We start from the raw sequence: 22,656 nt of genomic DNA, 5'->3' as shown, positions 1-22,656 counted from the left end.
ATACATGACCGAAAGCAGTCTAAATTATGAACGGGTGGAGCGACAGTTAGCGTCGGCTGATATTGAGAGTTCGGGTGCTGAGGTCCACGGTATTTTGTGTGGTCTGATCTGTGCGGGCAGGGGTGATGCGGAAGCGCGCTGGTTTGCTGAACTGTTTGATGAGGCTACTGCGGCGGATCTCTTGGTACGTGAATGCGCCGGATCACTTAAGATTTTGTATGACGAAACGAGGGTGGCCGTATCCGGCCCTGGACTGGGGTTTACCCCCTTTCTACCTGACGATGATCAAGCTTTGACGTTGCGAGCATCTGCTGTAGCCGATTGGTGTCAGGGTTTTCTCTATGGTGTTGGCGTGGCTGGATTGCCTTCTGATCATCAATTCTCGGAAGAGACTCAGGATGCACTGAATGCCTTGGCTGAGATCACACGCATGGATGTTGAGCATTTGCAGGGTGCAGAAGAGGATGAGGAGGCGTTGATGGAGATTACGGAATTTATCTGGGTAGCTGCCATGCTGGTGCATTCAGAAATGGTAGCCGATGAATCGGAGCGCTCATGACAGTCAGTGAATTCAAACGCCGACGTAAGCAACTGATGCGTATGATGGGGCCTGGCAGTATTGCCATACTGCCCTCAGCCCCCATCTCTATACGCAATAGAGATGCGGACTATCCCTATCGTCCCGATAGTGATTTCCACTACCTGACGGGATTTCCAGAGCCGGAAGCCGTGGCTGTATTGATTCCTGGACGAAAGCAGGCGGAGTATGTGCTGTTTTGTCGTGAGCGGGATATGGAGAAAGAGACCTGGAATGGCCTGCGTGCTGGGCAGGAGGGTGCCTGTGAGGTCTATGGTGCAGATGACTCCTTTCCCATTGGTGATCTGAATGACATATTGCCACGAATGATTGAGCAGAGTGAGCGGGTCTTTTATGCCATGGGTTGCAATCATGAGTTGGATAAGCAGATGTCTGAGTGGATCAGTACCATTCGAAATCAGGGCCGCGCAGGCGTGCATGGGCCTATCGAATTTGTGGCGCTGGATCACTATCTGCATGACATGCGCCTGTATAAGAGCCGCTCTGAGATAAAGGCGATGCGAACAGCCGCCAAGATATCGGCCAAGGCACACAAGCGTGCCATGCAGTATTGCCGCCCCGGTCTGATGGAATGGCAGGTTGAAGCCGAATTGGTGCATGAATGCGCAAAAAACGGTGGTCGATATCAGGCTTATACGCCAATTGTCGGTGGTGGAGCGAACGGTTGTATCCTGCACTATGTCGAGAACAGTGCCGAGTTGAAGTCGGGCGATCTACTGTTGATCGATGCCGGGTGTGAGTATGACTACTATGCGTCTGATATTACCCGTACCTTTCCGGTCAATGGAAGATTTTCACCTGAACAGCGGGCACTTTATGAGCTGGTCTTGAAATCTCAAGCGGCAGCTATTGAGAAAGTGCGTCCGGGTAATCACTGGAATGATCCACATGATGCGGTGGTGAAGGTGATCACCAAGGGATTGGTTGAGTTAGGCATACTTAAGGGGCGAGTCTCTACCCTGATCAAGAATGAGGCTTATAAACCCTTCTATATGCACCGGGCTGGCCATTGGCTGGGAATGGATGTGCATGATGTCGGGGATTACAAGATAGATGGTAAGTGGCGTCTGCTGGAGCCTGGCATGGTCCTTACGGTAGAGCCCGGCATCTATATGCCTGCGGGTGCTAAAGGGGTTGCCAAGAAGTGGTGGAATATTGGTATTCGAATTGAAGATGATTTGCTGGTGACCAAGGATGGCTACGATATCCTTTCGAAAGATGTTCCGAAGACCGTTGAAGAGATTGAAGCCTTAATGGCGGCATGATCAATTAGAGCGCTAGTCCGTCATCTGAGAATAGCACCAGATCTTGAATGTCCAGTTTGAGGGTGACGGTATCGCCCTTATTGTGCTGTTGATGACTCGGTGCCAGACAGTGGAATCGATCACCTGAATCGAGCTGGAGGGTGTAAAGGTAGTCCGCTCCCTGAAAAAGACGCTCAATGATCTGTGCACGAATACCATCTTGCTTAGTGGTGAGGTGCAGATCGTCGGGCCGTAATAGAAGCTGCAATCGACCGCCCGGCTCACTGCCTGGAGGCAATTTCCCGCTTAGCCGGCCAAACGGGGTGTCGATGCTGTTTTTGTCGGCAACTACAATCGTGAGCAGTGTGCCGCGGCCAATAAAATCGGCCACGAATGTGGTCGCTGGGTGATGATAGAGATTGTAGCTGTTGTCCCATTGATGCAATGCACCTTGATGCATGACGCCGATCTGATCGGCCATGGCGAATGCTTCGGTCTGATCATGCGTCACCAGTATCGCGGTAATGCCATCCTGTTTAAGTAAGAGGCGCACTTCCGTCGCCAATTGACCGCGCAGTTCGGGATCGAGGGCTGAGAAGGGTTCGTCCAATAACAGTATCTCAGGTCTTGGTGCCATGGCCCGAGCAAGCGCCACGCGTTGTTGTTGCCCGCCAGAGAGTTGGTGGGGGTGCTGGTTGGACAGTTCGGAAAGGCCGACTAGCTTAAGAAGTTCTGCGATTCGTGCTCGTTTCTGTTGGCTTGACTGGCCGTTGAGTCCAAAGGCGATATTGTCGGCAACACTGAGGTGTGGGAACAAGGCGAAGTCCTGAAAAACCATGCCGACTCGCCGTTTCTCCGGCGCAATCATCAGCTGCTCGCTACTGACACATTTACCATGCAAAGCGATACTGCCTTGTTGTAGCTGCTCAAATCCGGCTATGGCGCGCAGCAGTGTTGTCTTGCCACAACCACTTGGGCCCAATAGTGAGCCGATGTCACCTTCGGGTAATTGCAGACTGACCTGCCGGACAACGGCCGTTGAGTCGAAGGCGATAGAGACATTGTTCAGTTCAAGTCGGGGTATCATTTTTATCTCGTGAATTCCGAATCGATCGACTTAGTAGGATAACTGGAAGTATTCCCGCGAGTACAATCGTCAATGCTGCACTGGCAGAGTCCATCAAACGCTCATCTGAAGCCAGTTCGAAGGCCCTAACAGCCAGTGTGTTGAAGTTGAACGGACGCAGCACCAAGGTGGCTGGTAACTCCTTCATGACATCTACAAACACGAGTAGAATGGCTGTCAGCAGACTGCCCTTGAGCATGGGGAGATGGATTTTACCTAATACTTGTCCGGGTGTTGCGCCTAAGGTGCGGGCGCTTTCATCAATCGTTTGCTTGATTTTCCCAAGTCCCGCTTCAACTGTTTGCAGCGATACCGCAAGAAAACGTACGAGATAGGCAGATACCAGTGCGACCAGTGTGCCGCTGAGCAGCAACCCTGTCGAGATGCCAAATTGCATCTGCATCCAGTGGTCTACGCTATTATCGATCCACGCGAAAGGTAGCATTACACCTACGGCAATGACCGTTCCAGGCACCGCATAACCCATACCTGCAACCCTGACAGCGCTTATAGTGAATCTGTCCGGACTGAGTCTTCGGCCGTAGCCCATCAGTAGCGCCAATAGGAGCGCCAATAGGGCTGTTCCTGCGGCGAGGCTGATCGTGTTCAGTGTGAGCTGTAGAAAGTCGGCATTGATCATGTAGCGTGTTTTCACGGCCCAGTAGGCCAGTTGGCCGGCCGGAAGTAAGAAGCCGAAAAAGAGTGTGCAGGAGCAGATCAGTATGGCCCCAAATTTCTGATGACGCTGCAGTACGAAACCGGGGAGGGATTGGTGACGCTGGCCCGAATGGTGGTAGCGCATTTTGCGGCGAGACCAGCGCTCCAGCAGTACCAGGGTGAACACAAAGACCAGGAGTGCGGTCGAGAGTTGAGCGGCTGCAGCACTGTCATCCATGCCGAACCAAGTGCGGAAGATGCCGGTGGTGAAAGTCGCTATGCCGAAGTATTGGACGGTGCCATAGTCAGCAAGCGTTTCCATTAATGCCAGGCTCAGTCCGGCGACTACGGCGGGCCTGGCGAGTGGCAGAGCAACACGGAAGAAGGTACGCCAAGGGCCATTACCCAGTGAGCGACTGACTTCCAGGACACAGACCGACTGCTCCAGGAATGCGGCACGCGAGAGTAGATAGACATAAGGATAAAGGGTAAGCGACAACATGGCACCAGCACCCCAGAGTGAGCGGATATCTGGGAACCAGTACTCGCCATACTGGAGGTTGAGCCATTCACGCAGGCTGCTCTGAATTGGACCTGCAACATCAAACATCCCGGTATAGGTGTAAGCGATGATATAGGCCGGCATGGCCATTGGCAGTAGCAGTGCCCATTCGAAAATTCGGCGGCCGGGAAAGCGGCACATGGTGGTGAGCCAGGCGGTGGAAACACCCAGCAACAGCGTTCCGATAGCCACTTCAGCCATCAGGATCAGCGAGTTGGAGACATAATCCGTCAGCACCGTATTGGCGAGGTGCTGCCATACCTCCCCTGCTGGCTGAAATCCGTAGCTCGCAACCACGACCACCGGTAAGGCGATCAGGCTTGCAATGCCCAGTATTCCCATGCGCCAGTAGAGAGGCGCGGTTGCTCTACTTTGTCCCCAAGTCGTCACTGGGTCACCGCAGTTGAGTGGCTGAAATTAAAAGCATCAACGCCACCCTTGGGGTGGCGTTGATCTGTTAAGCACTATTCTCTGGCTAGGCGCACTATAGTGCAATAGTGCATGGAGTCTTCCTGTTGTGTTATTTCCAGCCGGCTTTATCCATCAGTTTAACGGCAGTCGGATTATTTTTTCCTAACTGTGAAAGATTCAGGGAGTCGGCCTTGAAAGTATCCCATGTCTTCAAAGTAGCGGACCATTCAACACCGCTCTTGACCGGGTACTCGTGGTTGACGCTGGCATACCATGCTTGAGACTCGTCACTTGCGAGAAACTCCATAAGTTTGATCGCGGCGTCTTTGTTCTTGGATGATTTAGTAATGCCTGCGCCACTGATGTTGACGTGAGCACCTCGATCAGATTGGTTGGGCCAGAAAAGGGCGACTTTAGATGCGGCCGTTCGCTCGTTTTCATCTTTGCTGTGAATCATTGCGCCAAGATAATAGGTGTTCACGATGGCCAAGTCGCAAACGCCAGCGGCAGCCGCTTTAACCTGATCACGGTCACCGCCCTTCGGTGGGCGGGCAAAGTTGCTGACAAATCCCTCCGCCCAGGCTTGGGTGGCGGCTTCTCCGTTGGCCTCAATCATTGAGGCCACGAGTGATTGATTGTAGATGTTTCCCGAGCCCCTAATGCAGATACGCCCCTTCCATTTGTCGTCTGCCAAGCCTTCATAGCTTGAGAGGGATTTTGGGTCGACCTTGTCTTTTATGTAAGTGATGACGCGGGCGCGGACAGAGAGGCCGTGCCAGTACCCCTCTGGGTCGCGGTAGCTTGCGGGAATAGCAGCATCCAGTTTTTCAGACGAGATGGGTTGTAATACATCCGCCTCTTTAGCGCGGTGTAGGCGACCGGCATCAGTCGTAATGAAAAGATCGGCCGGCGAGTTGGCGCCTTCGCTTTTCAGGCGTTTCAGTAGGGCGTCGGCCTTGCCTGTCACCAGATTGACCTTGATCCCGCTTGCGCTGGTGAATTGATCCAGCAAGGGTTTGATCAGCGCCTCTTTTCGAGCAGAATAGACATTGACCTCGGTCGCCATTGCGCTGGCCGAGAGGGTAAGTGTGGTGGTGAGGATGGCCAGCTTTACAGATGACTTCATTGGTTGGTGACTCCGGTTGAGTATTGTCGATGGCCTGCATTGTATTAAGAATCATTCTCGTTATCAATAGCCTTTAGGCAATTTCCCTCATTTTTTTAGCGTTTTGTGGGATCTTCCTCCTCCCCTCTTTTGTTGGCAAAGCCGTTTCTTGAGGGTATAGTCGGTCACTCAATCCAAACCCCTGTGGGAGAGGCCGGCTATACGCCGGGGCCGAAGGCGCAAACCGTCCGGAATCGCTCAGGCAAAAGGACCGCAGGGTGGGGAGGATAATATCCTTCCGGGTTGTCTCTGGAGAGTGGCCGTGAGGCCCACCGACGGGGCAGGGGCTGGTTTATCCGGTTTCAAACTCTCAGGTTTAGGACAGAGGGGCGGCGCAGGGTGTGTATTCTTGCGCCGCCTTTTTTTGTGTTTAATCTGGTGGAGAATCCCATGGGAAACAGAACCATTCTATTCGATATTCATAATGCAATGGGTGCCCGCATCGTGCCCTTTGGTGGCTGGGATATGCCGTTGCATTATGGTTCACAACTGGAAGAGCACCACGCCGTCCGTAGGGACGCCGGCATGTTCGATGTCTGTCATATGACGGTGGTCGATCTGACGGGTGAGCGTGTCCGTGATTTTCTTCGCCATCTCCTGGCTAATGATGTTGCCAGATTGAAAGAGCCTGGTAAGGCGCTCTACTCCTGCATGCTCAATCCCGAAGGCGGTGTCATTGATGACCTCATCGTCTACTTTATGAATGAAACCTGGTTTCGTATGGTGGTTAATGCTGGCACTACGGAGAAGGATGTGGCCTGGCTATCCAAACAAGCGCCCGCCTTCGGTGTTGATGTGAAGCCACGCAAGGATCTCGCAATGATTGCAGTCCAGGGTCCCAATGCACGTATGAAGGCGCTACCCCTATTGCCTGAAAACCTGAGTGCTTCGGCGGCAGATCTAAAACCCTTTTATGCGGCAACGAAGGGTGACTGGTTTGTTGGGCGAACGGGCTATACCGGAGAGGATGGCTTTGAAGTCGTGTTGCCAGAGTCTAAGGCCGTTGCATTCTGGCAAGCGTTGGCCGATGCGGGTGTTCAACCGAGTGGCCTTGGGGCACGGGATACCTTGCGTCTGGAAGCAGGTATGAATCTTTATGGTTCTGATATGGATGAATCCATTAGTCCCTTGGAAGCTGGTTTGAACTGGACTATTGCCTGGGAGCCGGCTGAGCGTCAGTTTATTGGGCGTGAGGCGATTGAGGTTAATCGGGAAAATCCAAGCAACAGATGTTTTGTCGGGCTGGTTTTGACTGGCCGAGGCGTGCTGAGGGATCATCAAAAGATATTTGTCGGTGATCGTGAGGTTGGTGAGATTACCTCGGGTGGTTTTTCGCCTACACTGGAAAAGTCGATCGCCCTGGCGAGGGTTGAGGCCGGTGTGATGGAGCATTGTGATGTTGAAATCAGGGGTAAACGTGTGGCCGCAAAGGTGGTAGCTCCGCCCTTTGTGCGCAACGGAAAGATTCGCGTAGAGCTATGATCAGCTCACAAGACAGTCAATTTTAAAAATCAAAATGAGGGCCGAGAGATGAGCAATGTACCCAATGATCTGAAATATGCTACGAGTCACGAGTGGGTGCGTGATGAAGAAGATGGCACTGTGGTCATAGGTATCACCGAACATGCACAGGAATTGCTGGGTGATCTGGTATTTGTCGAGTTGCCAGAGGTCGGTGATACGGTCGATGCCGGTAACGAGTGCGCAGTGGTTGAATCGGTGAAAGCCGCTTCTGATGTCTACAGTCCCGTCTCCGGTGAGGTGATTGCGGTGAATGAAGCGCTGGCTGATGCCCCTGAGACGGTCAATCAGGATGCCTTTGGCGATGGCTGGCTGTTCCAGGTGAAGCTCTCTGATCCGGCACAACTGGAAGATCTGCTGGATGCAGAAGCCTATACAGAGATTGTGGAATCAGAAGAGCACTGAGAGGATTTGCAACGAAATGCCTTTTATCCCCCATACAGAAGAAGAGGTTCAGGAGATGCTGGTGGCTATTGGAGCCGCCTCCATTGATGAGCTTTTTGATGAAATTCCAGAAAACCTGAAGCTGACTCAGCTGGATGCCATTCCGACAGCTCTGTCGGAGATGGAAATCACCCAGTTGATGGGCAAGCGCTCCCTGCAGGATGGGGAACCCAGCTGCTTCATTGGGGCCGGTGCCTATGATCATCATATCCCTGCGGCAGTGTGGCAATTGACCACCCGGGGCGAGTTCTATACCGCCTACACCCCCTATCAGGCGGAGGCGAGTCAGGGAACGCTCCAGCTGCTCTATGAATTTCAATCTATGATGGTGGCGCTGACAGGCATGGATGCCTCTAATGCATCGCTCTACGACGGAGCCTCGGCACTGGCGGAAGCTGTGCTGATGTCTGTTCGCGCTAACCGCAAATCCAAGTCAAAGCGTGTACTCATGCCGCGGACAGTACATCCGGCTTATCGTCGTGTAGTGCACAATATTGTGCGGAATCAGCAAATCGAATTGGTCGAAGTGGCGTTTGATCCGAAGAGCGGCCAAACTAATCTGGCAGTGCTCGAACAATATGCGGGTGAAGATTTTGCCGCGCTCGTGATACCGCAGCCCAATTTTTTTGGTGTGCTGGAAGATGTTGATGCACTGACCAACTGGGCCCATGCCAACGGTGCTTTAGCGGTTGGTGTGGTGAATCCGCTCGCCTTGGCGTTACTGACACCGCCTGGATTATGGGGTGAGGCCGGCGCGGATATCTGTTGTGGAGAGGGTCAACCGCTCGGTGCGCCGCTTGCATCTGGTGGTCCCTATTTCGGGTTTCTCTGCTGCAAGATAGCACAGGTTAGGCAGATGCCCGGACGCATCATCGGCCGTACGGTCGATCTGGATGGCAAGGTGGGTTACTCCTTGACCCTGCAGGCACGAGAACAGCATATTCGCCGATCTAAAGCGACCTCAAATATTTGCACGAATCAGGGATTGATGGTCACTGCAGCAACCATACATATGGCCTTGCTGGGCAGTGAGGGATTAGAGCGTGCCGCAGCTGCATCCTTCCAGAATACCCGGCATCTGGTTGAGGTGCTGACGGCGATTCCCGGTGTGGAGGTGATGTTTGAACAGCCCGCATTCCATGAGCGTGTAGTGCGCCTGCCGGCGCCAGCAAAAGGTATTTTGCGCTCCTTGGCAGCCCATAATGTTCTGGGTGGCTTTGATCTATCAGCGGATTATCCGGAGTTGGGCAACGCCCTGCTGGTCTGCGCCACTGAAAAGCGGACTGAGGATGAGATTGCGGCCTATGCGCAAAAACTTGAGCGAGTCATCCAGTTGCAGGGGGGTGTGACCTGTGGACTGGTGCCAAAAGAGTGAGCTGGAGAATCTGAAAACATGTTGATCTTTGAACAATCAAAAGCCGGCCGCAAGGCAACCGCTCAAGCGCCATTGACGCGCGCAGATGTCAGCGCCATTCCGGCGCAGTTCCGCCGCAAGCGGTCGGCGGCCCTGCCTGAAGTCTCCGAGATGCAGGCGGTCAGACACTATACGCGTCTCTCACGCAAGAACTTCTCGATCGATACCCAGTTTTATCCGCTGGGTTCCTGCACCATGAAATATAATCCACGTGCCTGCAACAGTCTGGCCAGTTTGCCGGGTTTGTTAGCGCGACACCCTGAGGCACCTGAGAGTCATAGTCAGGGTTTTATGGCGTGTCTCTACGAGTTACAGGAAATGCTCAGGGAAGTGACCGGAATGGAGGCCGTTTCATTGAGTCCTGCTGCAGGCGCCCAGGGTGAATTCGCGGGTGTTGCCATGATCAAGGCCTATCACGATGCCCGGGGCGATACCGCGCGTTGTGAGATATTGGCCCCCGATGCGGCCCATGGCACCAACCCGGCTACCGCCGTGATGTGTGGTTACAAGGTACGCGAGATCCCGACAGGCCCTGATGGTGATGTGGACCTTGAGGCGCTAAAGGCGGTTGTGGGTCCTCAGACGGCGGGCATCATGCTGACCAACCCCTCCACATTGGGCGTGTTTGATCGCAAGATTGAAGCCATTGCCCGCACCGTACATGAAGCGGGTGGCCTGCTTTACTACGATGGTGCCAACCTCAATGCCATTCTGGGCAAGGTGCGTCCGGGTAAGATGGGGTTCGACGTCATCCATATGAACTTGCATAAGACGTTCTCTACCCCCCACGGTGGTGGAGGCCCGGGTGCTGGGCCCGTGGGTGTGAGTGAGCGACTGGTGCCTTACTTGCCAGTACCCATGGTGGCAAAAGAGGGTGATCAGTTCACCTGGATCACAGAGAAGGATCGCCCAGAGAGTATCGGCAGACTGACAGCTTTTGCGGGTAACGCCGGTGTGTTGATACGGGCCTATATCTATGCCCGTATGCTGGGACGTGAAGGGATGCCTCGCGTAGCCGAGTACTCAACGCTGAATGCCAACTATATGCTCAAGCAGCTTCAGGCAATGGGATTTCAGGCGGCTTATCCCCAACGCCGGGCGACCCATGAGTTTATTATTACCCTGAAAAAACAGGCAAAAGAGTTGGGTGTCAATACCATGGATTTTGCCAAACGACTGCTGGATTATGGATTCCATGCACCGACCACTTACTTCCCGCTATTGGTGCCAGAGTGTCTGCTGATTGAACCAACTGAAACAGAGGATAAGGCAACCTTGGATGATTTTATCGACGCCATGCGCAGTATCCTTGAAGAGGCGACAGAGGACCCTGAGCTGGTCAAGGGTGCCCCTCACACGATGCCGGTTAAACGACTGGATGATGTGAAGGCGGCAAGGGAGCTGGATCTGGCCTGGAGTCCGGTAGCCGAATAGATGGCCAACCAGAAGGTTACAGGGTTGCAGCGGATCATCAACGCCGCTGGTTATTCCATGGCGGGATTCAAGGCGTGTTATCAACATGAGGCGGCCTTTCGTCAAGAGCTGCTCGCCTTGGTTCCGCTGCTGCCCCTGGCGCTATATTTAGGTAACAGCGGTGTGGAACGAGCGCTACTGCTTGGCAGCCTATTATTGGTGCTGTTGATGGAGTTGGTCAATTCTGCCATTGAGGCCGTAGTCGATCGGTTTGGTGGTGAGCAGCATGAGCTGTCGGGTCGAGCTAAGGATATGGGCTCGGCAGCCGTGTTTCTTTCCATTGTCTTGGCACTGTTGACCTGGGGACTGGTGTTGCTCACCTGACCTGGATCACATACCCTCCGTATCCGCTGTCTACTTCCTACACAATTCCTCGGCTAACGGTGTAGAATTCCCCGCTTAATAAAAACTAAGGAGGATGGCATGTCTGCTTTGATTTGTGGCTCTATGGCCTTCGATACCATTATGGTCTTTCAGGACCAATTCAAGAATCACATTCTTCCAGAGCAGGTGCATATTCTCAATGTCTCCTTTCTGGTGCCTGAGCTGCGGAGAGAGTTTGGCGGCTGTGCCGGTAATATTGCCTATAACCTGAAGTTGTTAGGTGGCGAAGGCAAGGCAATGGCCACAGTGGGTGCCGATTTTGGCGCCTATGCTGAATGGATGGATGAGAATGAGCTGAGCCGGGACCACATTCGGGTTATTGCGGACAGTTATACGGCCCAAGCCTATATCACCACAGATCGTGACGACAACCAGATTACAGCCTTTCATCCTGGTGCCATGAACCGCTCCCATCTGGTCAAGGTAGAAGAGGCGAAGGGCTGTACCATTGGTATCGTCTCTCCCGATGGTCGGCAGGGGATGATTGAGCATGCACAGCAGTTTGTTGAGCAGGGAATCCCCTTTATTTTCGATCCCGGTCAGGGTATGCCGATGTTTGACGGTGATGACCTGACTCGATTTATGCAGCAGGCGACCTGGTTGGCGTTCAATGACTATGAAGCCAAGTTAATGCAAGATCGTACCGGGCTCACACCTGAGCAGATGGCGCAAGAGGTTGAAGCGGTCGTAATCACCCGGGGTGGTGAAGGCTCGTTGATTTATACCCGCAAAAAAGTCTATGAGATTCCGGCTGCACCGGTTGCCAATGTCATTGACCCCACAGGTTGTGGTGATGCGTATCGGGCCGGCCTGTTGTATGGTTTGATGAATAGTATGGATTGGGAGACAACCGGGCGTATCGCCTCTTTGATGGGGGCAATCAAGATTGAGGAGGCCGGGACCCAGAATCACCGTTTTTTGTGTGATGAGTTCAGTCAGTGCTTCAATATCGCCTTCGGCTACAGCCTCTAAACTGAAACTTTAAGAGAATCGATATGAGTGGACATTACGACGAATCAGGTTTCGTACCTTTAAACATTGCTGTACTCACGATATCAGATACCCGGACGGAAGAGACCGATAAGTCGGGCAAAATCCTGAAAGAGGGTGCTGAGGCTGCGGGCCATAAAGTGGTTGAAAAAGCCATTGTTAAGGATGATGTCTATCAGATGCGCGCCATCTTCTCACGCTGGATTGCTGATCCTGAGGTGCATGTTGTCATCAGTACCGGCGGTACCGGTATTACCGGACGTGACAGTACACCTGAAGCCGTCATGCCCTTGCTGGAGAAATCCATTGAAGGATTTGGCGAGCTTTTTCGGCATGTTTCATTGGACGAGATTGGTGCATCGGCCATCCAGTCCCGCGCCATTGGTGGATTGACCAACCAGACGTTGATTTTTTGTCTGCCGGGATCCACGGGGGCCTGTAGAACCGGCTGGGACAAGATTCTGAATCCGCAGTTGGATCATCGCACGCGTCCATGTAATTTCGCGCAGATGTTCAGGGCCTGAATACCGCCCCAAATAAAGAGTTTTTAGAGGGTTGATCAATGAGTGATTGTGGTTGTGATGCGGTAACGGATTGCCTGAAGCCGCTTGAAGAGGCGCTGACCCTGTTGCTTTCCCATGCGAAAGCGGTTGGGGAAACTGAAACGGTATCCCTGGCGGAGGCTAATGGACGCGTCCTTGCTGAATCCGTAGTAAGCCAGATAAATATGCCGCCCTGGGATAACAGTGCGATGGATGGTTATGCGGTGAACACCGCTGATGTCCCGGCGGTGGGAACAAAGCTAGTTGTCTCACAACGTATCCCTGCCGGTGCGGCTCCAATCCCTTTGGCGGCGGGTACCGCGGCACGCATTTTTACTGGCGCGCCTGTACCCCCTAATGCCAATGCTGTTGTGATTCAAGAGGTATGTGAGCAGGCGGGTGAGAGTGTCATCATCTCTGAGGTGGTAGCTCCTGGAGCCAATATTCGTTTGGCTGGAGAAGACACCCAGATAGGTCAGGAAGTGTTGCAGACGGGTACCCGACTGGGTGCACAGCATATCGGCTTGGCGGCTTCCGTTGGCGTGGGTGAGTTGAAGGTTTATCGTCGCCTTAAAGTGGCGCTCTTCTCTTCGGGCGATGAGCTGATCAATCCGGGTCAGCCGTTAGGGCCAGGACAGATCTATAACTCCAATGAATACACCATGCAGGCCCTGTTACAGGCGCTGGGTTGTGAGCTGGTCAGCCTGGGTATTGTTGAAGACACCTTTGATGCAACCTGTGCTGCACTCACTTCCGCTGCGGCACAGGCTGATCTGGTGATGACCTCGGGCGGTGTATCCGTTGGAGAGGAAGATCATCTCAAGCCAGCGGTGGAAAAATTGGGCTCGCTGGATATGTGGAAGATTGCCATTAGACCCGGAAAGCCATTGGCATTTGGGCATATTCAAGGGACGCCTTTTATTGGGACGCCAGGCAATCCAGTCTCACTGTTCGTTACATTTTTGCTGTTTGCCCGGCCCTTCATCCTTAAGTCTCAGGGTGTGAATGAAGCGATGGTGGTCCCTACCCCACTCTTGGCTAAGGCAGATTTCGACTGGCCGAAGGCCGAGAAACGCCGTGAGTTCGCGCGGGCCCAGCTGAACCTTGATGATCAGGGGCAGGCGCAGATCAGTCTCTTTTCCAGCCGCTCATCAGGGGTGCTCAATTCACTGACCTGGGCCAATGGCTTGGCCATCTTGCCTGAGCAGCAGACCCTGGCGCGTGGTGAGATGGTGCAGTTTTTACCTTTTAGCGAGCTACTCAAATGATCAATGTGCTTTTTTTTGCCCGGTTGCGTGAGGAGCTTAAAACAGCTTCTGAGACCCTTGACTATGCACCTGAAATCGCTACGGTGGGCGCTGTTGTCGCACTATTAAGGCTGCGAGGTGGGGTTTGGCAGGATGTGTTTGGAGATGGGCAGACGGTTCTGGCCGCTGTTAATCAGGAGATGTGTGACATGGATGCCCCTGTCAGTGATGGGGATGAGGTGGCCTTCTTCCCGCCGGTTACTGGCGGGTAAAACGCCCATTTTGAACTACCTTTAATCTTAGAGATAAGGTGTTCGGATTACAGGCTTAACTGATCGCTTATTACTTCGATTCCACTCGCTACGGTAATTATCATGAATCAGATCAAGGTCCAGAAAGAGCCCTTCGACATGACAACCATTCAGGAGGAGTTACGATTGGCTTCTCCGGGGATCGGTGCGGTTGTGACTTTTGTTGGACAGATGCGGGATATCAATGAGGGTGATACCGTCTCCACCATGACCCTGGAACACTATCCAGGCATGACCGAGAGGGCACTTCAGGCGATTGTTGATGAGGCTGATGAGCGCTGGGATCTGATGGGTATTCGTGTTGTTCACCGGGTTGGGCCGTTACAGCCGTTGGATCCCATTGTGTTGGTGGCCGTTGCCAGCGCCCATCGTGGAGAGGCCTTCCAGGCCTGTGAATTTATCATCGATTATTTGAAGACCCGCGCCCCCTTCTGGAAGAAAGAGCAGACACCTGATGGTGAGCGTTGGGTTGATGCACGTCACTCCGATGACCAAGCGGAGAGTCGCTGGAAACAATGAGCTCGGCTCTCAATCTCTCGTTGTTGGCCATCTTTATTCCGACCTTCTTTGTCGTCTCCATAACACCGGGTATGTGTATGACGCTCTCCCTGACTATGGGGATGACCATTGGTGTGCGGCGTACCTTCTGGATGATGGCAGGTGAGTTGGTCGGTGTTGGTTTGGTGGCTGCGGCAGCCGTCATTGGTGTGGCCACGGTGATGTTGCGCTATCCACTGGCATTTGAAGTTTTCAAATACATCGGTGGCGGCTATCTGGTCTACCTGGGTGTGCAGATGTGGCTTTCGCGCGGCAGGATGGCCATCGATCTTGTTTCTCCGCGTCATGATCGCGCTACTCGGTCTATGCTCGCTGTACAGGGTTTTGTCACTGCAGTTGCCAATCCCAAGGGATGGGCGTTTTTCATCTCTCTACTACCCCCATTTATCAATGATCAGCAACCGATGTTTCCCCAACTCGGCGTGCTGCTCAGTTTGATTCTGTTTATTGAGTTTCTTTGCCTGATACTTTACGCCAGTGGAGGGCGGACCCTGAGTCTGTTTCTGCAAAAGAGTGGCAATGTGCGCATACTCAACAGGCTGGCGGGCACTTTGATGATGGGAGTCGGTGTCTGGTTGGCCCTAGGATAAAAAAGGGATCTCTTACATTTCACGAGAGGATGGCTAGTTGAAAACCCGAGCAGAAATTATTGAGTCACGTTTTCCCGAGCGCGTGATGAGCGGTGATTTGCCTGATGCTGTTATTCAACTTAAGCCAAAGGATGTTGATCTGACACCTGCAGAAGTCGTTGATCTGTTCGAGAGTCAGCTGATGAGTCGTCATCTTGATTATCAATCCCGCAAGTTGCGGGCGCGCAACGAGAGTTTTTACACCATCGGCAGTGCCGGGCATGAAGGCAATGCGGTTTTGGGCAAGCTGTTCCGGATCACCGATATGGCGTTCCTGCATTATCGCAGTGGGGCGTTATTGATTCAACGTAGTAAGCAGCGGCCGGGGGAGACGCCCCTGTATGACATGCTGCTCTCGTTTGCGGCATCAAAGGAAGATCCGATCTCCGGTGGTCGACATAAGGTGCTTGGTAGCAAAACCCTGTGGGTACCGCCGCAGACCAGCACCATCGCCTCTCACCTGCCGAAGGCAATGGGCGCTGCCCATGGTTTGGGTCTTGCACAGGTGCTACTGCCCGATGGTAAGCCCTTTCCCGCTGATAGCGTGATTCTGTGTAACTTTGGGGATGCCTCAGCCAATCACTCTACAGCGCAGGGTGCGATCAATGCGGCCTCCTGGGCGGCCTACCAAAACTCGCCTATGCCCATTGTGTTTGTTTGTGAAGATAACGGCATTGGCATCTCGACCTCGACACCTAAAGGTTGGATTCATGCCAGTTTTTCTGGTCGGGCCGGATTGCATTACATTTATTGTGACGGCACTGACCTGCTGGATTGTACCCGTGGTGTTAAGGAAGCTATTCGCTATGCCCGGCGTTTTCGTAAGCCCGTCTTTTTGCATATGCGGGCCGTTCGCTTGATGGGGCATGCCGGCTCGGATACCGAGGTCAGTTATCGCGCGTTGCAGCAGGTTGAAGCAGATGAGCTGCACGATCCGCTGCTGCATTCGGCCCGTCTATTGCTGGATCATGGAATGCTTTCTGCAGAAGCGATTTGCCAGTTGAATTCACAGATAGAGCAGCGCGTCGCCCGGATAGCTGAACTGGCGATCAAACGTCCCAAGCTGCAGACAGCAGAGGAGGTGATGGCCTCGGTGATACCCGTGGCGCAGAAGTATGGCGAGATACCCGAGGTTGATAGCAAGACCCGGGAAGCGATGCTGGGAAAAGATCTGCGTCAACTGAATAAGCCGCAGAATATGGCGCGCCTGATTAATCTGGCGCTGGCCGATATCCTGTTGGAATATCCCCACAGTGTGGTGTGTGGTGAGGACGTTGGAAAGAAGGGTGGTGTATATAGCGTCACGACCGGGCTGTTTGATAAGTTCGGCGCGCATCGGGTAATCAATACCCTGCTGGATGAGCAGAGTATTCTTGGGCTGGCAATAGGCCTGGCCCACACCGGTTTTTTACCCATTCCCGAGATCCAGTTTCTGGCCTATGTGCATAACGCGGAGGATCAGATCCGTGGTGAAGCGGCGACCCTCTCGTTCTTCTCAGGGGGACAATACACTAACCCGATGGTGATACGCATTGCCGGGCTTGCCTACCAAAAAGGATTTGGTGGCCACTTTCATAATGACAACTCATTTGCGGTGTTTCGGGACATACCCGGTGTGGTGATCGCTTGCCCATCCAATGGGGCGGATGCCGTGCAGATGCTCCGCCGTTGTGTGGCGCTGGCACATGAGCAGCGTCGCGTAGTGATCTTTATTGAACCTATTGCGCTCTACATGACGCGGGATCTTCATGAGGCGGGTGACGATCTCTGGGCGTCGATCTATCAATCGCCTACTGAAGGTGAACCTATCGCACTGAGTCAGTTTGGTTGCCAGGGGGAAGGTACGGATCTCTGTATTATGAGTTATGGCAATGGTTATTATCTTTCGCGACAGGCCGCCAGGGTATTGGAGCAGGAACATGGCGTTGCGTTGCGTTTGATTGATCTGCGTTGGCTGGCGCCCCTGGATGAGGCGGGATTAATCAAGGCCGCTGCACCCTGCCGGGATGTCTTGATTGTGGATGAGTGCCGCCGAACGGGGTCCATCAGTGAAGCCTTGGTAACCCTGTTGACAGAACAGGCCCCTGGAGAGCATCGGATAGCCCGGGTGACGGCGGAAGACAGCTTTATTCCACTGGCTGAAGCGGCCAATCTGGTTTTACCGGACAAACAGCAGATTGTGAGTGCGGCCCTTGCATTGCTGGGGGGTGTTCGATGAAACAGACGGCCGTGGTGATCTGTCCTGGGCGGGGGACTTATAACCGGGAAGAGCTGGGTTATTGGGGACGTTACCATGCGGATAAAAAAGCGTTCATAGCCGCTATCGATCATTATCGGCAAGGACTGGGTCAGCCCAGCATTGAAGCGCTGGATGGTAGCGCCAGCTACTCACTTAATCGCCACGGCGTCGGGGAGAATGCCTCGGCACTTATCTACGCCTGTGCGCTTGGAGATTTCGCTGACATTGATCGGGACCGATACGATATTGTTGCGGTAACCGGGAACTCTATGGGGTGGTATCTGGCACTGGCGGCGGCACAGGCGCTTGATGCTGAGACGGCCATCAAGGTCGTTAATAGCATGGGCTCGATGATGCAGGAGGGTGTTATTGGTGGGCAGTTGGTCTACCCCGTTGTCGATGAGGCATGGCGGCCGGTTCCCGCCATGAGAGAGCAGTTACTGCAACAGGTGGCAGCCGTTAATCAGCTCGCTGACTGTGAGGCCTACCTCTCAATTGATCTGGGTGGTTTAATGGTCATTGGCGCGAACCAATCGGCACTCAATGAGTTGAAATCAAGATTGCCCCCGGTAGACGGTCGTTATCCCCTTATGTTGGCCAAGCATGCGGCCTTTCATACGCCGCTTTTGGCATCGGTATCAAGCCGTGCCAAGTCAATGCTTTCGTCCAAGTTATTTACCCGGCCAGCCTTGCCGCTGATTGATGGTCGAGGGCATATCTGGCAACCGTTTGCGACTGACATTCATGCCCTGTATGACTACACACTGGGCCATCAAGTGGTGGCTCCGTATAACTTCTCCTCAGTCATTGAGGTGGCAATAAAGGAGTTTGCACCCGATAAATTGATACTGCTGGGTCCGGGCAGCACACTGGGTGCCCCTATCGGACAGGCGTTGATCAAACACAACTGGCTGGGGCTTTCAAACAAGCCTCTATTCAAACAGCGCCAGAGTGATGATCCGTTCCTGTTGGCGATGGGCCAAGAAGAGCAACGGTCACGGGTGGTGAATTAAGAAGGGTCATATTGGATGCTGAAATGGATGCGCCGAGCAATTGGCTCGGCACATCCAAATTTACAGTGTGATCAACTCAGGGCCTGACATAGGCATAGCCTTGTTCCTGCAACTCCATAATACGTAAGACACCGGCCTCCACTACTTTAACGCCATCCAGAAGTACTGGCATTTTGCCGGTCTTTTTCTCAACGCCCTTCATCGTATTACCGCAGGCACTGAATTGGATGTCCTGCATCGCCAGGCTAGAGATGCGTTCACCTTGGGGTGACGTACTGGTCAACATACCCAAGCCTGGACCATAGGCGACGATCTCGATGACAACGTTATCTTGTCCCAGGGCCTTTTGCAGGTTAACGGCGTTATTCAATGCAATCTGCTGAGTGCGGGGTTCATCTGTGCTGACTTGGATGACAATCTTGTGGGGTGCCTTAGCCTCCGCCATCACAGCTTGTCCGCCAAACAAGCCGGCAATGAGTATCAGGGTCATTAAGCCTCGGGATAATATTTTCATATAACGTCCTCTCTTTGGTGTGTGAGTCTGACTTTTGCGGCTCTTTTATGCACGGCCACTACCACCCTTAATGATCCGGGGTGTTGATTTCAGACCTTAATATAGCTCCAGCCGATTTGCTGGCGCCGGGTAATATAGGAGACACCTGAGCGAATGATGATCGCTTCGGGAAGGATGTCTATTTTTTCTCCAGTCTCTTGAGTCATGCGTTCAAGGGTATTGCCGCAGGCGGCGAATATCAGCTGTGGATAGACGGCGTGTAACTGTCTGATGCGTTCAGCTACGGGTGAACGCCCTTGTTGCAGCATGCGTAGTCCCTGGTTATTGGCCACGACTTCGAGTCGAATGGGGCGGCCGTTGCTCTGGTGTTCCTGCATTACAAGCTCCACCTGATCCAACAACAGCGAAGCATCCTGTTGGCGATCACTGCTTATGTGAAATACCACGCGGGTCTGTTGTGATGAGGATGGGGTGTTATTGAGCGTCACCAGGACGGGTTCTCTGGTTGCCTGTATATGGCCAGTGGATGCCAATACAGCAAAGAGTGAGAGGCCTCCGATGGCGGCTGCGGCCAAGTAACGGGTAAAGAGCCCCCGAGATGGCCGACTTGTTGTCGGCCTCTCCGTGTGGAGAGGGAAGGCGTTTCGAGTAGACTCTTTGAGGTACTGCAACTCCACTATTCGGGCACGAAGTGAATCTGAACCCGCGGCGGCACTTAATATCTCCAGCCGTTCATTGGCTGCCATTTCATCATCGACGAAGGCGTTGAGTTGGTCATCGCTGTAATGGAAGTCACTCATTTAATCCGCTCCATGAATGGCCGGTTGGTAGTCTGCGTGCGCTTGACCGGTTGCAGAAATTGTTTAAGTGTTTGTCGGGCGCGGCTCAATCGGCTCATGACCGTGCCAACCGGTATGCCAAGGATATCGGCAACTTCTGCATAGCTGCAGGACTCCAGGTCGACCAGCAGCAGCACCTCGCGTTGTGGAGGGCTAAGCCTGGCAATGGCTTGCTGGACGCGCAACACGTTCTGCTGTTGAGTGATCTGATCATCGGAGGAGAGTTGCGAATCATCTGCATGCTCTTCAAAGGGATCCGTTGCCCTGCTGCGCCGGCAGTGGTCTCGAAAACAGTTGGCCAGGATGGCAAAGGCCCAGCCTTCCAGGGCATTGTCACGCTTGAGCGTATGAAGGCTGGAGAGGGCCTTGGCTAGTGTCTCCTGGGTCAGGTCATCGGCTAGGTGTTCATCGCCACACCAGGCAAAAGCAAGACGCCTGAGTCGTGGACTCAGTGCCGCCAACCGCTGCCTGTTGCTTCGTTCTGTGAGCCAGCCGTTAAACATTAAAACCTGCTCCCCCTTTTTCTTTACTGCCCGTTAGACGCAGGCGCCGATGGATTTATTCCATTTTTTTTCGTTCGCTGCTGTGGGTTTTGCAGTTTGGGTTCTTTAGCTACTCTCGGAATCGTTTAAAAGAGCCTACGGCCCCATCAAATCGCTGGCTCTTATCATGAGCCGCTGCCTCAGTGCTGCTCAGTGCTGAATTGAAATCTTCGAGTGAGATGATGGGTGCGTCGCAGTGGGTTCCGTGGCAGAGGTAAGCGACAACCTCTCCTGCGGGCTGTTTCACCGAAAGGGCTTTTGGGAGATCGGTCGTAGCCGATGGTATGGCCAATGTCATACGCCGGGGGGCGTAGTGTTGGTGTGCCCTTTTAATCCAAGGTAAAAGGGTATCGGGTTCACCACGCAGGATGATTATTTCGGTAGGATTGAGCAGTTCATCCAGAGATTGCAGCAGGGTGCAGTAGGCGTGGGGGAATTGCTTGAGTTGATCCCAGGTGCAGTGCAGGGTGCGCTCAGCGGCCTTGAGGTACCGGGTTTCACCGAGTAGGTGGCCGAGTCGTGTCAGTACAGCCGCGGCGACACCGTTACCTGCCGGGATTGATTCGTCGCCGAAGGGTTTTGGCCGGTAGATCAGCTGCTCATGGTCATTGGCAGTAAAATAGAAGCCGCCTTGGTCTTTGTCTTCAAAACGCTCCAGGATGATGTCAGTCAGATCGGTTGCGAATTGGAGTGTGGCGTTGTTCCACTCGGCCTGAAGTAATTCAATCAGTGCATCTATCAGATTTACATAGTCATCCAGATAGCCATTGAAGTTGGCGCGTCCATCCTTGTATGAGGCCAGGAGGTGTTGATCCTGCCAGAGTTTGTCTCGAATGAAACCAACCGCCTGCTGTGCTGCAGCGATCAGTTCTGGTCTCTCCAGGAGACGCCCTGCCCTGGCCAGGCCCTTGATCATGAGGGCATTCCAGGTGGTGAGGATCTTCTCATCCCGTCCTGGTCGGATGCGGTGTGCCCGCTGAGCCAGTAGTTTCAGTTTCGCCTGTTCAAGAAGATTGCGTGCCTGCTCAGATGTACTCCCCAGTTCGTGGTTCAATGTGGCGATATCTGTTTGACAATGCAGATGCCATTTACCTTCAAAATTGGGTTCCTGGTCCAGTCCGTAATAACGACTGACGTGGCGGTATTCATCTTCGTCTAACAGTTGTTTGACCTCTTCGTTACTCCAGGCGTAAAAGCGCCCTTCTTCTCCTTCACTGTCGGCATCCAGCGATGAATAGAATCCCCCTTCTGGCGATTGCATCTCCTCAATGACCCACTGGGCGGTCTTCAGCGCAGTATCCTTGAACAGCGATTTGCCTGTGGCTTGCCATAGATCGGCATAGAGGGCCAATAGCGGGCCGTTGTCATAGAGCATCTTTTCAAAGTGGGGGATCATCCAGCGATCATCCACCGAGTAGCGACAAAACCCACCCGCCAGTTGGTCGTTGATGCCGCCAAGCGCCATGCGGGTGAGAGTGAAATCCGCCATATAGAGTGAACGGGGGTCTTGCGTGCCTGTGGCAGCCCAGTGGCGCAACAGCTGTTCCAGACTGCTTGGGTGGGGAAATTTGGGCGCGCGGCCAAATCCGCCATGGGTTTCATCAAATCCGCTGGCCAGTTGTTGTCGTGCTGTCTCCAGGGGAGCTGAGTCAAGTGGAGTGGCCTTGCCTGTGGCAATCGGGTCAATCTGATTAATGGCCCGTATCAGGGCCTTGTTCTGCTCCTTGATGTCAGCCCGCTGTTCATGAAACGCGTTGGAGATATTTTGCAATACACCCATAAAGGCGGGAAGGCCGTGGCGCTCCTCATCAGGGAAATAGGTGCCGGCAAAAAACGGCGTTTGGTCATCAGGTGTGAGAAAGACCGTCAGCGGCCATCCGCCGGGGCGCTGTGCCAGCAGTTGATGGGCGGACTGATATACCTTGTCCAGGTCGGGCCGTTCTTCGCGATCCACCTTGATGTTGATAAAGAGGCGATTCATGACCTCGGCAGTGGCCGGGTCTTCGAAGGATTCATGCGCCATGACATGGCACCAATGGCAGGCCGAGTAGCCAATGGAGAGGAGTATCGGCTTATCTTCTGCGTGTGCCCTGGCGAGTGCCTCTTCTCCCCAGGGATACCAATCCACGGGGTTGTCAGCGTGCTGTTGCAGGTAGGGGCTGGTGCACTCTCTCAAGCGGTTCGCGGACATGTCATTTCCTGTTGAGCTGTTCGGGGAGAAGGGATTGTAGCG

General features: G+C 53.5%; 22 protein-coding genes and 2 riboswitches. Of the genes, 15 read left to right on the top strand and 7 right to left on the bottom strand.

Going from position 1 to position 22,656, the window contains the following annotated elements:
- Window positions 1-4 precede the first annotated feature (4 nt).
- Together FHP88_RS04265 and pepP are read left to right on the top strand one after the other, a co-directional pair.
- Window positions 5-559 (top strand): UPF0149 family protein, encoded by a 555-nt coding sequence (locus tag FHP88_RS04265; protein WP_144357778.1) that lies wholly within the window; start codon window positions 5-7, stop codon window positions 557-559.
- The gene (gene pepP, locus FHP88_RS04260) at window positions 556-1,863 is read left to right on the top strand and encodes a Xaa-Pro aminopeptidase (protein WP_144357777.1); all 1,308 of its coding nucleotides are present in this window, start codon (window positions 556-558) and stop codon (window positions 1,861-1,863) included. The genes FHP88_RS04265 and pepP overlap by 4 nt, the downstream gene beginning before the upstream one ends.
- A 4-nt stretch (window positions 1,864-1,867) precedes the next feature.
- Here the strand turns inward: pepP and FHP88_RS04255 are convergent, their stop codons facing one another.
- From FHP88_RS04255 to FHP88_RS04245, 3 genes are all read right to left on the bottom strand, one after another.
- On the bottom strand, window positions 1,868-2,929 hold the full coding sequence (locus FHP88_RS04255) for an ABC transporter ATP-binding protein (protein WP_144357776.1): 1,062 nt from the start codon (window positions 2,927-2,929) through the stop codon (window positions 1,868-1,870).
- The gene (locus FHP88_RS04250) at window positions 2,913-4,529 is read right to left on the bottom strand and encodes an ABC transporter permease (RefSeq protein ID WP_144358229.1); all 1,617 of its coding nucleotides are present in this window, start codon (window positions 4,527-4,529) and stop codon (window positions 2,913-2,915) included. The genes FHP88_RS04255 and FHP88_RS04250 overlap by 17 nt, the downstream gene beginning before the upstream one ends.
- A gap of 178 nt (window positions 4,530-4,707) precedes the next feature.
- On the bottom strand, window positions 4,708-5,724 hold the full coding sequence (locus FHP88_RS04245) for a Fe(3+) ABC transporter substrate-binding protein (RefSeq protein ID WP_144357775.1): 1,017 nt from the start codon (window positions 5,722-5,724) through the stop codon (window positions 4,708-4,710).
- Window positions 5,725-5,898: 174 nt separating this feature from the next.
- Window positions 5,899-5,987, top strand: a riboswitch (glycine riboswitch).
- A 15-nt stretch (window positions 5,988-6,002) separates the two neighbouring features.
- Window positions 6,003-6,098: riboswitch (glycine riboswitch) on the top strand.
- A gap of 55 nt (window positions 6,099-6,153) precedes the next feature.
- Here FHP88_RS04245 and gcvT point away from each other — a divergent pair.
- From gcvT to FHP88_RS04180, 13 genes are all read left to right on the top strand, one after another.
- Window positions 6,154-7,245, top strand: coding sequence for a glycine cleavage system aminomethyltransferase GcvT (gene gcvT, locus FHP88_RS04240; RefSeq protein WP_144357774.1), 1,092 nt, complete (start codon window positions 6,154-6,156; stop codon window positions 7,243-7,245).
- Window positions 7,246-7,293: 48 nt separating this feature from the next.
- Complete coding sequence (gene gcvH, locus FHP88_RS04235) at window positions 7,294-7,689, top strand: glycine cleavage system protein GcvH (protein WP_144357773.1); 396 nt, start codon at window positions 7,294-7,296, stop codon at window positions 7,687-7,689.
- A 16-nt stretch (window positions 7,690-7,705) separates the two neighbouring features.
- Window positions 7,706-9,103 (top strand): aminomethyl-transferring glycine dehydrogenase subunit GcvPA, encoded by a 1,398-nt coding sequence (gcvPA, locus tag FHP88_RS04230; RefSeq protein ID WP_144357772.1) that lies wholly within the window; start codon window positions 7,706-7,708, stop codon window positions 9,101-9,103.
- A gap of 18 nt (window positions 9,104-9,121) precedes the next feature.
- The gene (gene gcvPB, locus FHP88_RS04225; protein WP_144357771.1) at window positions 9,122-10,576 is read left to right on the top strand and encodes an aminomethyl-transferring glycine dehydrogenase subunit GcvPB; all 1,455 of its coding nucleotides are present in this window, start codon (window positions 9,122-9,124) and stop codon (window positions 10,574-10,576) included.
- Window positions 10,577-10,939 (top strand): diacylglycerol kinase, encoded by a 363-nt coding sequence (locus FHP88_RS04220; RefSeq protein WP_144357770.1) that lies wholly within the window; start codon window positions 10,577-10,579, stop codon window positions 10,937-10,939.
- A gap of 99 nt (window positions 10,940-11,038) precedes the next feature.
- A complete protein-coding gene (locus FHP88_RS04215) occupies window positions 11,039-11,971 on the top strand; it encodes a carbohydrate kinase family protein (RefSeq protein WP_144357769.1) in 933 nt (310 codons plus the stop codon).
- Window positions 11,972-11,994: 23 nt separating this feature from the next.
- Window positions 11,995-12,513 carry a molybdenum cofactor biosynthesis protein B gene (gene moaB / locus FHP88_RS04210; protein ID WP_144357768.1) on the top strand — a complete coding sequence of 173 codons (519 nt, stop codon included), beginning with the start codon at window positions 11,995-11,997 and terminating at the stop codon, window positions 12,511-12,513.
- Between the two features lie 38 nt (window positions 12,514-12,551).
- Entirely contained in the window at window positions 12,552-13,799 is a 1,248-nt protein-coding gene (gene glp / locus FHP88_RS04205) for a gephyrin-like molybdotransferase Glp (RefSeq protein ID WP_144357767.1), read from the top strand.
- On the top strand, window positions 13,796-14,050 hold the full coding sequence (moaD, locus tag FHP88_RS04200) for a molybdopterin converting factor subunit 1 (RefSeq protein ID WP_144357766.1): 255 nt from the start codon (window positions 13,796-13,798) through the stop codon (window positions 14,048-14,050). The genes glp and moaD overlap by 4 nt, the downstream gene beginning before the upstream one ends.
- Before the next feature lie 102 nt (window positions 14,051-14,152).
- The gene (moaE, locus tag FHP88_RS04195) at window positions 14,153-14,608 is read left to right on the top strand and encodes a molybdopterin synthase catalytic subunit MoaE (RefSeq protein WP_144357765.1); all 456 of its coding nucleotides are present in this window, start codon (window positions 14,153-14,155) and stop codon (window positions 14,606-14,608) included.
- On the top strand, window positions 14,605-15,237 hold the full coding sequence (locus tag FHP88_RS04190; protein ID WP_144357764.1) for a LysE family translocator: 633 nt from the start codon (window positions 14,605-14,607) through the stop codon (window positions 15,235-15,237). The genes moaE and FHP88_RS04190 overlap by 4 nt, the downstream gene beginning before the upstream one ends.
- A 37-nt stretch (window positions 15,238-15,274) precedes the next feature.
- The gene (locus FHP88_RS04185) at window positions 15,275-17,494 is read left to right on the top strand and encodes a thiamine pyrophosphate-dependent enzyme (protein ID WP_335341560.1); all 2,220 of its coding nucleotides are present in this window, start codon (window positions 15,275-15,277) and stop codon (window positions 17,492-17,494) included.
- Entirely contained in the window at window positions 17,491-18,528 is a 1,038-nt protein-coding gene (locus FHP88_RS04180; protein ID WP_144357763.1) for an ACP S-malonyltransferase, read from the top strand. Before FHP88_RS04185 ends, FHP88_RS04180 begins: the two co-directional genes overlap by 4 nt.
- A gap of 76 nt (window positions 18,529-18,604) precedes the next feature.
- Here the strand turns inward: FHP88_RS04180 and FHP88_RS04175 are convergent, their stop codons facing one another.
- The 4 genes from FHP88_RS04175 to FHP88_RS04160 all read right to left on the bottom strand — a co-directional run bounded on the left by FHP88_RS04175 (window position 18,605) and on the right by FHP88_RS04160 (window position 22,614).
- Window positions 18,605-19,042 carry a DsrE family protein gene (locus FHP88_RS04175; protein ID WP_144357761.1) on the bottom strand — a complete coding sequence of 146 codons (438 nt, stop codon included), beginning with the start codon at window positions 19,040-19,042 and terminating at the stop codon, window positions 18,605-18,607.
- Window positions 19,043-19,131: 89 nt separating this feature from the next.
- Window positions 19,132-19,842: a hypothetical protein gene (locus FHP88_RS04170; protein WP_144357760.1), complete on the bottom strand. Its 711-nt coding sequence runs from the start codon at window positions 19,840-19,842 to the stop codon at window positions 19,132-19,134.
- A complete protein-coding gene (locus FHP88_RS04165) occupies window positions 19,839-20,384 on the bottom strand; it encodes an RNA polymerase sigma factor (protein WP_144357758.1) in 546 nt (181 codons plus the stop codon). Before FHP88_RS04165 ends, FHP88_RS04170 begins: the two co-directional genes overlap by 4 nt.
- 109 nt (window positions 20,385-20,493) lie before the next feature.
- A complete protein-coding gene (locus tag FHP88_RS04160; RefSeq protein WP_144357756.1) occupies window positions 20,494-22,614 on the bottom strand; it encodes a thioredoxin domain-containing protein in 2,121 nt (706 codons plus the stop codon).
- Window positions 22,615-22,656: the final 42 nt, after the last annotated feature.

The sequence above is a fragment of the Sedimenticola selenatireducens genome (genome assembly GCF_007625115.1).
GTDB classification, from domain to species: Bacteria; Pseudomonadota; Gammaproteobacteria; order Chromatiales; family Chromatiaceae; genus Sedimenticola; species Sedimenticola selenatireducens_A.
The sequence above is the reverse complement of the archived record's forward strand: the minus strand, read 5'-3'. Positions and strand labels throughout refer to the sequence as shown.

Excerpts from the sequence above, each read along its gene's own strand:
- FHP88_RS04265 (WP_144357778.1), top strand. The coding sequence starts at position 5 with ATGACCGAAAGCAGTCTAAATTATGAACGGGTGGAGCGACAGTTAGCG.
- pepP (WP_144357777.1), top strand. The coding sequence starts at position 556 with ATGACAGTCAGTGAATTCAAACGCCGACGTAAGCAACTGATGCGTATG.
- FHP88_RS04255 (WP_144357776.1), bottom strand. The coding sequence starts at position 2,929 with ATGATACCCCGACTTGAACTGAACAATGTCTCTATCGCCTTCGACTCA.
- FHP88_RS04250 (WP_144358229.1), bottom strand. The coding sequence starts at position 4,529 with ATGGGAATACTGGGCATTGCAAGCCTGATCGCCTTACCGGTGGTCGTG.
- FHP88_RS04245 (WP_144357775.1), bottom strand. The coding sequence starts at position 5,724 with ATGAAGTCATCTGTAAAGCTGGCCATCCTCACCACCACACTTACCCTC.
- gcvT (WP_144357774.1), top strand. The coding sequence starts at position 6,154 with ATGGGAAACAGAACCATTCTATTCGATATTCATAATGCAATGGGTGCC.
- gcvH (WP_144357773.1), top strand. The coding sequence starts at position 7,294 with ATGAGCAATGTACCCAATGATCTGAAATATGCTACGAGTCACGAGTGG.
- gcvPA (WP_144357772.1), top strand. The coding sequence starts at position 7,706 with ATGCCTTTTATCCCCCATACAGAAGAAGAGGTTCAGGAGATGCTGGTG.
- gcvPB (WP_144357771.1), top strand. The coding sequence starts at position 9,122 with ATGTTGATCTTTGAACAATCAAAAGCCGGCCGCAAGGCAACCGCTCAA.
- FHP88_RS04220 (WP_144357770.1), top strand. The coding sequence starts at position 10,577 with ATGGCCAACCAGAAGGTTACAGGGTTGCAGCGGATCATCAACGCCGCT.
- FHP88_RS04215 (WP_144357769.1), top strand. The coding sequence starts at position 11,039 with ATGTCTGCTTTGATTTGTGGCTCTATGGCCTTCGATACCATTATGGTC.
- moaB (WP_144357768.1), top strand. The coding sequence starts at position 11,995 with ATGAGTGGACATTACGACGAATCAGGTTTCGTACCTTTAAACATTGCT.
- glp (WP_144357767.1), top strand. The coding sequence starts at position 12,552 with ATGAGTGATTGTGGTTGTGATGCGGTAACGGATTGCCTGAAGCCGCTT.
- moaD (WP_144357766.1), top strand. The coding sequence starts at position 13,796 with ATGATCAATGTGCTTTTTTTTGCCCGGTTGCGTGAGGAGCTTAAAACA.
- moaE (WP_144357765.1), top strand. The coding sequence starts at position 14,153 with ATGAATCAGATCAAGGTCCAGAAAGAGCCCTTCGACATGACAACCATT.
- FHP88_RS04190 (WP_144357764.1), top strand. The coding sequence starts at position 14,605 with ATGAGCTCGGCTCTCAATCTCTCGTTGTTGGCCATCTTTATTCCGACC.
- FHP88_RS04180 (WP_144357763.1), top strand. The coding sequence starts at position 17,491 with ATGAAACAGACGGCCGTGGTGATCTGTCCTGGGCGGGGGACTTATAAC.
- FHP88_RS04175 (WP_144357761.1), bottom strand. The coding sequence starts at position 19,042 with ATGAAAATATTATCCCGAGGCTTAATGACCCTGATACTCATTGCCGGC.
- FHP88_RS04170 (WP_144357760.1), bottom strand. The coding sequence starts at position 19,842 with ATGAGTGACTTCCATTACAGCGATGACCAACTCAACGCCTTCGTCGAT.
- FHP88_RS04165 (WP_144357758.1), bottom strand. The coding sequence starts at position 20,384 with ATGTTTAACGGCTGGCTCACAGAACGAAGCAACAGGCAGCGGTTGGCG.
- FHP88_RS04160 (WP_144357756.1), bottom strand. The coding sequence starts at position 22,614 with ATGTCCGCGAACCGCTTGAGAGAGTGCACCAGCCCCTACCTGCAACAG.